General features: G+C 61.4%; 10 protein-coding genes. 5 read left to right on the top strand and 5 right to left on the bottom strand.

Features of this window, described 5'->3' with window-relative positions:
• Positions 1-368: 368 nt before the first annotated feature.
• Entirely contained in the window at positions 369-947 is a 579-nt protein-coding gene (locus tag BP858_RS00420; protein WP_286878535.1) for a hypothetical protein, read from the bottom strand.
• Between the two features lie 49 nt (positions 948-996).
• Positions 997-1,989 (bottom strand): histone deacetylase family protein, encoded by a 993-nt coding sequence (locus tag BP858_RS00415; RefSeq protein WP_286878533.1) that lies wholly within the window; start codon positions 1,987-1,989, stop codon positions 997-999.
• Between the two features lie 213 nt (positions 1,990-2,202).
• On the opposite strand from BP858_RS00415, the gene BP858_RS00410 reads away from it, so the two are divergent.
• The 5 genes from BP858_RS00410 (at position 2,203) to BP858_RS00390 (ending at position 7,682) form a co-directional block, all read left to right on the top strand.
• Positions 2,203-3,429: an adenosylhomocysteinase gene (locus BP858_RS00410; RefSeq protein WP_062266578.1), complete on the top strand. Its 1,227-nt coding sequence runs from the start codon at positions 2,203-2,205 to the stop codon at positions 3,427-3,429.
• 1,388 nt (positions 3,430-4,817) lie between these two features.
• The gene (locus tag BP858_RS00405; RefSeq protein ID WP_014867664.1) at positions 4,818-5,102 is read left to right on the top strand and encodes a hypothetical protein; all 285 of its coding nucleotides are present in this window, start codon (positions 4,818-4,820) and stop codon (positions 5,100-5,102) included.
• A 225-nt stretch (positions 5,103-5,327) separates the two neighbouring features.
• On the top strand, positions 5,328-6,158 hold the full coding sequence (gene modA / locus BP858_RS00400; RefSeq protein WP_014867665.1) for a molybdate ABC transporter substrate-binding protein: 831 nt from the start codon (positions 5,328-5,330) through the stop codon (positions 6,156-6,158).
• Positions 6,127-6,969, top strand: a complete 843-nt coding sequence (locus BP858_RS00395; protein ID WP_286878532.1) for an ABC transporter permease — start codon at positions 6,127-6,129, stop codon at positions 6,967-6,969. The genes modA and BP858_RS00395 overlap by 32 nt, the downstream gene beginning before the upstream one ends.
• Positions 6,969-7,682 carry a sulfate/molybdate ABC transporter ATP-binding protein gene (locus tag BP858_RS00390; RefSeq protein WP_014867667.1) on the top strand — a complete coding sequence of 238 codons (714 nt, stop codon included), beginning with the start codon at positions 6,969-6,971 and terminating at the stop codon, positions 7,680-7,682. Before BP858_RS00395 ends, BP858_RS00390 begins: the two co-directional genes overlap by 1 nt.
• Positions 7,683-7,847: 165 nt before the next feature.
• Here BP858_RS00390 and BP858_RS00385 read toward each other — a convergent pair whose 3' ends face one another.
• From BP858_RS00385 to BP858_RS00375, 3 genes are all read right to left on the bottom strand, one after another.
• Positions 7,848-8,714, bottom strand: a complete 867-nt coding sequence (locus BP858_RS00385; RefSeq protein WP_214166164.1) for a DNA-3-methyladenine glycosylase family protein — start codon at positions 8,712-8,714, stop codon at positions 7,848-7,850.
• Between the two features lie 55 nt (positions 8,715-8,769).
• Complete coding sequence (gene nifB, locus BP858_RS00380) at positions 8,770-9,672, bottom strand: nitrogenase cofactor biosynthesis protein NifB (protein WP_074175700.1); 903 nt, start codon at positions 9,670-9,672, stop codon at positions 8,770-8,772.
• Positions 9,673-9,834: 162 nt separating this feature from the next.
• Positions 9,835-11,524: methyltransferase domain-containing protein (locus BP858_RS00375; protein ID WP_286878530.1), on the bottom strand; the 1,690-nt coding region annotated here is incomplete at its 5' end.

The raw sequence follows: 11,524 nt of genomic DNA, 5'->3' as shown, positions 1-11,524 counted from the left end.
CGGGGCATCTGTGTAATTATAAGCACTGATGTACAAAATACATCATTGGTGTATATATAGATACTTATTGGGCATGGAAACGGGACCGGGGGCCGGAGTGGAGCATTTGACCTTATCGTGCAGATCCTGATGCGTGGGAGTGATCGCCGTCTCGCGCGGAAGCACGCGGGAGGACGTGAAGTTCGGTTGCCGGGCGATATAGTTCCCTTCGCGGCTTCGCGTGAGGTTTCAGTATGGAAAGGTGCTACAGTCTCTCGCGCTCTCGCGCGAAGTTTTCTCGTTTTCTGCCTCGTCCTTCGTGCTCTCCCGCGTGCTTTCGCGTGACACAACAATCGCATAGAAATAATAGGTGCAATGATCCGGGAGGCTCATCGCCGCCTGGAGAGGAGCGCTGCAGCAAGCACTGCACCGGTCGTCGCAATCGCCGCGGCTGCCGGTGCTGCCGCCGTCGGTGTGGGCGAGGGTGACGCCGCTGGCGTCGATGGTGTGGTCGCTACCTCTTTGGGCGTCACGGTGGTCGGGGTGGCCGTCTCCGTCACCGGGGTGCCTGGCGGCGTCCCGAGGGTGACAGGAATGGTCGTATAGCCACGGCCCGAGAGGTCGGATCGGTCGACGGGCGCGTCCACGGCGTAGACAGTATAGGTCCCGGGATCGAGCCCGGCCTCGCCAGTCCTCCAGCGGTAGGTCCAGCGGTCGTCGGCATCGACCGTCACCGTCGTGAAACTCTCCGGGTCCCCCGTTTGGACGGGCGTATCCGGGTCTTCAAGCCGTCCGCCGGCTGAAGGCAGGTTCGGGCCGGTTATGAAGAGGTAAACAGTATCGCTCCCCGTGCTCGTCCCCGTGAGCGTGATCTCGCTCCCTGGGTAGGCCGTGACGGCGGCGGCCGGGGCAGCGACGAAAGCGATGACGAGAAGGATACCGACCAGGGTTTTAGGATGTGCAGGCATGGGGTTCATCACCACCCGGTGGGTCCTGGAGATGATGAACCTGATCCCGTCAGGCGGGAACAGCGTGTCCGGCGGCGGTATACGCCTCCACGAGCAGCCGGGTGCTCGCCTTCGGCGCGCCTTCCCGGGGCGTGAATCGTGCTCCATCGAGGGCGGCGAAGATCGATCCTATGGCTGCGGCGTGCGACCTGCCGTAGCCCCCCTCGAGCGCGAGGGCGAGAGCCCCCGGCCGCGCCTCCAGCAGCATCCCGGTCAGGACACCGAAGTCATCGGGGCGAAGGAGCATCGAGCCGAGCGGGTCGTCAAACGCCGCATCCTGCCCCGCCGAGACAACCACGAGGTCGGGCTCGAACCGCCGGATCGCGGGAAGAAAGATCCGCCGGAAGACCAGGGCATAGTCGGCGCCGGTCGAGCCTGACTCGAGAGGCGCGTTGATGGTATACCCGACGCCCGGGCCTGATCCCTGCTCCTCCGGCCAGCCGGTCCCCGGGAAGACCCCCATCTGGTGGACCGAGCAGTAGAGCACCCGGTCAGAGGTGTAGAACGCCACCTGCGTCCCGTTGCCGTGGTGCAGGTCCCAGTCCACGATGGCGACACGATCGACCTCGCGGAGCGCCCGGGCCGTGGCGACGGCGACGTTGTTGAAGAGGCAGAATCCCATGGCCCGGTCAGGCATGGCGTGGTGCCCCGGCGGGCGCACCAGGGCGAATGAGTGCTCGCCGCCGAGCGCCTGCTCCACCGCCTGCCAGGCGGCCCCGGCAGCATACAGGGCCGCATCAAACGATCCCCGGGTGAGGTAGGTGTCAGGGTCGATGTAACAGGCCCTGCCCGGGGGACACGCCCTGCAGAGCGAGCGGATGGCGGCGATGTGCCGGTGGGTGTGCACTAACGCAAGGTCCCCGGGCAGGGCCTGTTCCGGCGCTATGCGGCGGGCACCACCCGGCACCCCGGCGAGGGCAGCCTTAAGGCGTGCCTCTGACTCGGGATGGGCGGGGTCGTTATGTGCCGCAAAGAGGTCGCCGGTTACAACCGAACTGGGCATCGCTAATCGGGGTCGGGTTGTCGGCAACAGAATATGAACCTTACCCGGCCGGGCATCGGGTGCGAAGAGAAGTACGCGTGAGTGCCCGGAGGATGCGCGAAGCACCCCCGCCGGAAGAATCGCGCAATAACCTCAGGTTTAAGTAATGCGGGTAGATACTTTTACAGACAAACCGGAGGAATATCCGGGCAGAAAACCGGTCTGGTGTATCTGATGAAGTCTGGAGATCTAAAAATTGCGTGGGCGGGGCAGTATATGCCGGTACTCTCGTCCATTCGGAAGCGATTTGATGAAGAGAGGCCGTTTGCCGGCATGACTGTCGGTATGGCCCTGCATGTCGAGGCAAAGACCGCGGTGCTGGTCGAGACCCTGGCGGCAGGCGGTGCGGAGGTTCATATCACGGGGTGCAACCCCCTCTCGACCCAGGACGACGTCTCGGCGGCGCTCAATACCCGGCAGGGGATCCACTCCTATGCCCGGCGCGGCGCCGGTGTCGAGGAGTACTACGCGGCCATCGACCGGGTGCTCGATGCCCGGCCTGCCATCACTATCGACGACGGTATGGACCTGATTCACCGCATCCATACCGAGCGGCAGGAGGTGCTGGACTCGATCATAGGCGGGTGCGAGGAGACCACGACCGGTATCCACCGGCTCCGGGCGATGGCACGGGACGGGGCGCTCGCGTTCCCGGTCATCGCCGTCAACGATACCCCGATGAAGCATTTCTTCGACAACGTCCACGGCACCGGGGAGAGTTCGCTTGCGTCTATCATGATAACGACAAACGTCCTCATCGCCGGTAAGCAGATTGTCGTTGCAGGCTATGGTTTCTGCGGCCGGGGGCTTGCGCAGAAGGCCCGGAACCTCGGCGCCCGTGTCATCGTGACCGAGGTCGACCCCAGGAGGGCGCTACAGGCACATATGGACGGGTTTGACGTCATGACGATGGACCAGGCGGCCCCCCTCGGTGATATCTTCGTCACCACCACCGGGAATACGAGCATCATCACGGAGCGGCATTTCCCGAACCTGAAGAACGGGGCCATCCTCGCCAACGCCGGGCACTTCAACGTGGAGATCGACGTCGAGTGGCTCGCATCGCACAGTGACTCTGTCATCCACCGGGACGGCATCGATACCTACACCCTCGGCGGCAAGGCCATCCATCTCCTCGCCGAAGGAAGACTCGTGAACCTCGCAACACCGAAGGGCATGGGCCACCCCATTGAGGTGATGGACCTGAGTTTCTCAGTCCAGGCTCTCTCTGCAGAGTTTATCGCAAAACACGGTCGTCAACTTGCTCCAGGCGTGCACGACGTCCCTTCGGTCATCGATGAGGAGGTGGCACGGTTGAAGCTTGCCGCGCTCGGCCTCTCTATCGACCGGCTGACACCGGAGCAGGAAACCTACATGAGCAGCTGGACGATCGGGACGTAAAACTTTCCACGTTCTCTTTTTGCCCCGGTCCACCGCTCCTGGACTATTGCCGGGTCAATCACTAAGCGTCGGATAGAGTGGGCGTGCTAGTGCTCGTTGTCATCTTAAACCCAAAAATCCGACGTCACCTTCGCGATCTTCCGCGTGAGGTTGTAGCGGGCTCCCCGTCTTCATATGTGGCAATTGGCATTCCACCTCGTGCATCGAAATCTTCAAAATAAAGTGACACGATGCACTATTGCGACAATTTGTCGTTGACCTGGCACTGGTGCATCATTTCACCTAAATTTTCCATAAGGACATCTTCGGGGTGGCGACCGGGAGGCTCCCCTGCCCTGTTCCATCGTGCCCCGGGTCCGGCTTGTGGGGGGAGGGGGCTCGCCCCCTCCCCTGTTCTCACCCCCCAGGATGATAGCCACCACGGTCCACTGCCCGGGGAGCCCGATGAGCAGGTTGTTTTCATGCGTGCAGCCCGGAGAGCGTAGCCTGATGGTTGTTGCATGGGCACCATTGCCTCACGCGAGCGGTTGGTGATCCGCGCCAGAACCCGCAACATAAGATAAAATGGCCTACTGGTGCATCTAATAGTTTCCACGCGAGGTGGCGATCACCCCCGCGCACCAGAACCCGCAAAATAAGGTGAAATGCTCCGCTATGCCGGCGAGTCCCCGGGAAAGGCCAGGTCCGGTCTGCCGATCTCCTGCGCCCGGGAGACCCCTTTCACCCGTGCAGCATGAGACTATCCTCATATGGGTATCACGGTGCGAGAAGAGAAAGAGTTCGCCTTCCAGGACATGATTTTGGCCTCCAATGGGGGATTCCGGGGTTTTGGTTGGGTTAAATTGATTCTTCTGGAGATCTGGTGAACAGTCAGGCCTGAGGGGCATCAATCGTCATCCTCGATCCGGACCATGAACCCGTGACTGCACCTCAGGCACCGGTACTGTGCGTACAGGCCCAGGCCGGGGACAATAACGTCCCCGAGAAGCTCTCCCGGAGACCCGCACCGGGAGCATACTGCTCTCCGGTCATCGAACCGGCGCCCGCACCCGTAGCACCGGTGGGTGATGTGCACCTCCGGGCCAGTGGTGATGCAGTGCCGGCAGCCGCAGAAGGGGCAGGGGTCAGATGCGTCCTCGCTGGCGTCATCAGGTGGGGGCGTTAGATTCGGGACCCGGTCTAGCCCGCGCACGCATCTGTCCCCCTGTTACCTGGGATTGTGCAGTCTCGTCTCGCTTTCGCCTGCTGGAAGGCCGGCCAGCCCTGTTTCATGCATCAATGTGGGGTTCCTGAAGATTTAATGATACCTATTGGTATCATATGGTATCTAAGTGGAAAAATAAAAACAGTACAATATAATTGTTTCACGAGATACCTGAATAGGAAAGATGGAGTCCCCTGATAGCATCTCAAGCAAGCAGGTGGGTGTGCGGCTGCCTGGCCACCTCTATAGGTGGCTGAGGGAGAAGGTCGACAGCGGTGAGTACCCGAATATGGCCCAGTCCGTCATCGGTGAACTGACGAAAGCCCGGACGCTTGAGGAGGTACGCCGCCGGGAAAGCCCATACTACAGCATCCGCGAGGAAGAACCCCTCGTCCGGATGGTGAACGAGCGCATCGAGGGATTCCGCCGCGAGCTCCTGGATGAGGTGGAGCGGCGGCGACGTGGCTGATCTGCGCACAACTGTTCTCCCTCAAAATCCCTTCCTTTGTTCACTCCAAAAAGACCCTCCAGGTTGATACCCGGCACCCGATCTCTCCCCGTGCGGCAGAGCCTATGGCAATACCATGACCTTTAAATATCGTCGGCAAACGTAAACTCAAATCGGTTAATTTGGGCTTAAAACTCACTAGATTAAATATATTGAATCGCAATCCCTTATGAATAAGGTGTTTTTATGAAACGATCGACCCCGGCAACTCTTGTTGCAGTAAGTCTTCTGATCATCGCCGGTCTCCTGGTTGCGGGATGCACAACCACCCAGCAGGAGACTCCTGGAGAGACAACCCTGACCGTCTTTACGGCAGCATCGCTCACAGGAGCCTTCACTGATATCGGCAAAGCCTACGAGGCAAAGAACGAAAATGTCAAGGTCGAATTTGTCTTCGACGGTTCGCAGACCCTCCGCACCCAGATCGAGCAGGGAGCGACCCCTGATATCTTCGTCTCCGCGAGCACGAAGCACATGAAAGCGCTCCAGGGTGCTGGATTCATGGACAACGACACCGTGGCTCCGTTCCTCGGGAACAGCCTGGCCCTGGTTGTCCCGGCCGATAACCCGGCAAAGATCACCGGCGTTGCGGACCTGAATAAATCGGGTGTGAAACTTGTCATCGGCACCAAGGATGTCCCCTTCGGCGACTATACCCGGCAGATGCTCGATAAGATGGCCGCCGATCCCAAATACGGTGAGGCCTACCGCGATGCTGTGATGAAGAACGTCATCTCCGAGGAGACCGCGGTGACGTCCGTGATGCCCAAACTGATGCTCGGCGAAGCGGATGCATCGTTCGTCTACAAGTCGGATGTCTCCAAGGACGACCGGGACAAGCTGACGCGGCTCGACGTCCCATCGGAGTACAACGTCATGGCCACATACCCGCTCGGCATCCTTACGGAGTCGTCGCAGAAGACTGAAGCAGAGTCGTTCATAGCATTCGTCCGCGGTCCGGACGGCAGCGCCATCCTGACAGAATATGGATTTGACCCGATTCCGGCAGGAAAGTGAGGTACTCCGGCACAGCAGCCGGACGCGACCGGGGAGGGCGGCACTCACCCTCCTCGTCGCCGCCCTTCTCGCTCTCTTCCTTCTCTTTGTCACGGTACCGGTAGCCTCGCTCTTCCTGCGCATATCGCCCGAGGCGTTCTTCCGCTCGCTTGCCGAGCCGGTGGTGCTCGATGCACTCTCGCTCTCCCTCGTCACCGCGACGATAAGTACGGTGATCGTCGTCGTCTTCGGGACGCCGCTTGCCCTGGTAAACGCCCGGCATGACTACCGCGGCAGGGATATCGTCGACACCCTCACCGATCTCCCAATCGTCCTGCCGCCGGCGGTGGCGGGCATCGCGCTTCTCATGGCCTTCGGCCGACGGGGCGTCGTCGGGCAGTACCTCGACGTCTTCGGTATTCATATCGCCTTCACCACGGTCGCGGTGGTCCTGGCCCAGGTCTTTGTGGCCTCGCCGTTCTATATCAGGCAGGCGAAGGCGAGTTTCGAGGCGGTCGACCGGCTCTACGAGGACGCGGCACGGACCCTTGGCGCATCCCCCTGGACCGTCGCCCTCCGGATCACCGTCCCGCTTGCGTGGGGCGGGCTTATCTCCGGGGCGATACTCTCGTTCGCGCGGGCGCTCGGAGAGTTCGGCGCCACGATCATGTTCGCCGGGAACTTCCAGGGTAAGACCCAGACGATGCCGCTTGCGATCTATACAACCATGCAGGGGGACCTCGATGCTGCGATAAGCCTTGCAATCATCCTCGTCGTGATATCGTTTGCCGTGATCGCCGCAGTGAAGGTCGTCACCCGGAGGAAATTCTGATGCTCTCTCTCCATGCTGTGCGGCAACTGCGGGATTTTGCCCTCGATGTCACGCTCTCGGTCGGGCGGGGGGAGACCCTCGTCCTTATCGGTGAGAACGGAGCGGGCAAGTCCACGGTGCTGAACCTGATCTCGGGCATCCTCACACCTGACCGGGGCGAGATCACCCTCGGGGAGAGGACGCTCTTCTCAGATGAGAAAGGGATCGACGTCCCCGCAGAGGACCGGAACATCGGACACCTCTTCCAGTCCTACGCTCTCTTCCCGCACATGACCGTCGCCGAGAACGTGGCGTTCGGCCTCCGGTGCAGGCGGGTCCCAAAACCGGAGATAGCCAGGTCTGTGACGGAGCAACTCGCGGCAATGCGTCTTGCCGACCTCGCAAACGTCAACGTCGGCCGGCTCTCGGGGGGGCAGCGGCAGCGGGTGGCCCTTGCCCGGGCCCTGGTGCTCGAGCCGGAGCTCCTCCTCCTCGACGAGCCCCTCGCCGCAGTCGATATGCGGGCTAAAGGTGCGATGCGGAAGGAACTCCGTGAGCAGATCAGGGACGCCGGTATCCCCTGCATCGTCGTCACCCACACCCTCCGCGACGTCCTCGAACTCGCGGACCGCATCTGCCTCCTCGATGAAGGAAGGGTTGCGGCCGACGGGGCGCCGGAGGAGGTGCTCGGGATGCGGGAGAACGGGTTTATCGCGAGTTTCACCGAGAGATGAGGGGTTTTTGGGTACGGAACCTGCTATACCATCACATCTAAGATTCCAGACCCCTTCACCCTCTTCGCAAACTTCCGCGTGAGACTCTATCCTCTCCGTACCGAAAACTCTCGCGCTCAACGCGTGAGGCAAGGGTGCGCCTGAAATGTCAGATGCACTTGTTCACTACCGGCCGCCCCTCTTCTGCCCGGCTCGGTCCCGCACGCAGTAGAGGTACTCCTGCGCATACCCGGCGTACTCCCCAAAGTGGTCCCGTGCAAACCGCCGGATCCTCTCGTAATCTCGCGGGGTGCAACTCTTCCCGGTAAGGTCCGGCAGGTAGGTCTCCGCCATGATCCGGTGTATCCAGACATCGACCGGGAACGCCTCGAAGAACCCGAACGCAAAGAGCAGCACACAGTCGGCCGCCTTCGGCCCGACACCCCGGAACTCCATCAGCGCCTGCCGTGCATCCTCAAACGTGAGGGCCGCTATCCTCTCTGCCCAGTCCGGGTGTTCTGTTGCGAAGGCGGCGGTGCTGGAGACATAATCTGTCCGGTAGCCAAGCCTGCAGTCCCTGAGATCCGCGGGGGAGACCGATGCCAGCACCTCCGGCTCCGGGAACGTGTACGCCGTGCCGAAGGGCCCGTCCACCGGTCTCCCAAACCGTTCTGCCATGAGTGCGACCCGGCGCTTCACCGCCGGGATGTTTGTATTCGTGGCACAGATATACGAGACCAAGCACTCCCACGGTTGTTGTCTCGCGAGGCGCAGGCCCCGGCATTCCCGGATCGCCGCGGCGATCACCGGGTCGCGGTCGATGGACGAGAGGATGGCGGGAAGGTCCTGATCGAGCCTGAAGTAGTCGCGGACGAACCCCGTATCCACCCCGGAAAACGTGAGATGGCGTTCGTCCTGTCGGATCCGGATAGCCCGGCCGTCGACGATACCCTGCCACCATCCCTCCACCTTCTCCCAGCGGAAGGCCTGCCCGCAGGAGAGCGTCCGGTCGAGGTCAAACGGCTGGTCGGGCCGGAGCGTGATCGTTGTCATGGTCCTTTCGGTATCGGAACGTGGCGCTCGGCAAAAAAGTGTGGATATTCCGGGATTACTTCCCCTGTTCCCGGTAGACGCAGGACTGCACGTCCTGGCCGAGTTTCCCGATGGCGTCCGCCCGGCAGCGCGCACAGTGGCGCATCTGCTTGATGTAAGGGGCGCACCGGTCCTGCATCTCCCGCTTCTCCTTTGGCGTGGGCGGGGTGATCCCGGCGAACTTGTACTGCGGGATGAGCGGGATGACGTTGAAGGTGAACGCCCCCATCTCACCGACCTTCTTTGCGATCTTGGGGATATGCTCGTCGTTGACCCCGGGGATGTAGACGGTGTTTATCTTGACGAACATCTTCTTTGCAACCGCCATCTCGATCCCTTTCAACTGCTGGGAGAGGAGGAGTTCCGCCGCCTCGCGCCCATGGTACTTCTTCCCGTTGTACTCAACCCAGGAGTAGATCTTCTCCCCTATCGCAGGGTCGATAGCGTTAAGCGTGACCGTAACGTTCCCGACATCGTACTTCGCCAGTTCTTCTATCGACTCGGGGAGCACGAGACCGTTTGTGCTGATGCACATGATCAGGTGCGGGAACTCCTCGTGGACCAGCCTGAGCGCCTCAAACGTCTCGGGGTTTGCAAGCGGCTCGCCCGGTCCTGCGATGCCGACCACCTTCACGTAGGGGTAGTCCTTAACGACCCTCCTGACCAGGTCGAGGGATTCCTCCGGAGAGAGAACCTTGCTTGTCACACCCGGCCGGCTCTCGTTCACGCAGTCAAAGTCGCGTATGCAATAGTTGCACTGGATGTTGCACTTCGGGGCGACGGGGATGTGGCACCGCCCGAAGGCATGGCATGCTTTGTCAGAGTAGCAGGGGTGCTCGCTGATCTTGCGTAACTGCTCAGGATCGTAGGGGACCTCCTTGCCCTGGACCGTCGCGGTCCGATACGATTCGTCGGCCATATCTTATAATCCATCTTTCTTGTGACAATATATAGTGATGGGTACCGGTCGGCGTGAGCAGGGAGGAGTGATTGCATCACTCTTTGGGTGCGATCCCGTCTCATTGCAAGCGCCTCCCCGCCCGCCGGTGCAGCTCCGCTCCGGCGAAAAAAGTGCGGTGGATCAGGCGGTCTCCCGGGTGATGTCGAGCGGGAGAGACTCCTTCCCGGCCTCCCGCGCACCGGTCTCCTGTTCCATCCCGAACCGCTCCTCCGCCGCCTTCAGGATCTGCCCGAGCATCCCGGAATATGAAATACCCGCATACTTCGCCATCTTTGCGAGGTGGCCGTCCCAGCACCAGCCCGGGTTCGGGTTGACCTCAAGGAGTTTTGGGTTGCCGTGCTCGTCCAGGCGCCAGTCAAACCGGCAGTAATCGCGGCACTCCAGACGCTCAAAGAGGGCGAGACAACACCGGACGACTACCTTCTCGGTCTCCTCAGGGAGGTTTGCGGGCCTCGATACAATCTTCCAGTACGGCGAATCCGGGAGCCACTTCGCTTCGTAGCCGCAGAGCCGGGGAAGTTCAGGGGGCAGCGCCGAGTAGTCCTCCTCAGTGATAGGAAGCACCGTGCAGTACCCTGAGGGGTTCCCGATGATGCCGACGCTGATATCTTTCCCGGTGAGGAACTCCTCGACGAGGAGCGAGTGATCATAGCCAACCGTTGCCCGGAGGGAGTTGATGACATCGGCGAGGTCTTCGAGGGTGTTGGCGACGCTCTTTTGCGTGATACCATACGAGGAGTCGCCGGTGTTGGGCTTGACGATCGCAGGGAGCTTCATCCCGGCATCGTAGGTGCGGTCGCCGGGAGTGATGAAACAGGCTTCCGGAACCGGGATTCCCATCTCTTTCGCGACGCCGCGTACGAGCGATTTATCGTAGCAGAACGCAAGCGACTGCGGCCCTGACCCCGTGTACGGGATCCCGAGCATCTCCAGGAGCGCCGGCACGTGGAGTTCTCTCCTCGGGTCATTGTTGAACCCCTCGTCACAGAGGTTGAGGACGTAGTCCACCTTCCCTTTCAGTTTTCCGAGGTCCTGGATCATCGTGTCATGTTTGCAGAGGTAGGTGAACTGGTAGCCTTTCAGTTCCCGGAGCGCCGCCTTCATCTGGTCGATGGTGTAGAAGTCATCGTCATCAAAGACACAGGACGGTTTCAGGGCGTCTGGCCTGGTCGGGTCGCCGAGCAGTACCGCGACGTGTTTTGCTCTCTCCCGGCCCCTTACCTTCGTTGTCGACCACTCCTTCCTGAGGACCGCGGTGACGATATGGCGGCGCTCCATCATGCCGAGGTCCTGGTTCCGCCGTGACTCCGTGGCGATATCATGGAAGGTGATGCCGGAGAAACCTGCCCGTTCCAGGAGCTGCCGGAGGTTCTCGGCGGTGTAGAGGCGTTCAGCATAGAACTGGTCGGCTACGACGCCCCTGTCGACATCCGTGATCACCTCCCTTGAGATCAGGCGCTGCCCATCGAGCGAGAGGGACCGCTCCCGGCAGACGAACATCGCCGGGTCGATCCATTCCCACGACCTTGGCTGGAAGTGGTCTTTCAGGTACTCGCCGTCGGCCACATCCAGGAGCACCCGCCCCCAGGGCTTGAGGACGCGCCTGAGTTCCATGAGGATCCGCAGGTCTTCCTCGACGGAATCAAAGTAGCCGAAACTGTTCCCGAGGACGAGGACGGCGTCGTAGGTGTCGGCGCGGTACGGCAGCCGGCGTGCGTCCCCCTCCCGGAACCGGGCCGAGAGCCCCTCCTTCTTTGCGGTCGACCGGGCTCGCTGGATCAGGTAGTGCGACTGGTCGAGGCCTTCGGCG

It is taken from the genome of Methanoculleus sp. UBA413, from assembly GCF_002502935.1.
Lineage (GTDB): Archaea > Halobacteriota > Methanomicrobia > Methanomicrobiales > Methanoculleaceae > Methanoculleus > Methanoculleus bourgensis.
Note: the sequence above shows the minus strand (reverse complement) of the source record. Positions and strands in the feature narration are given on the sequence as shown.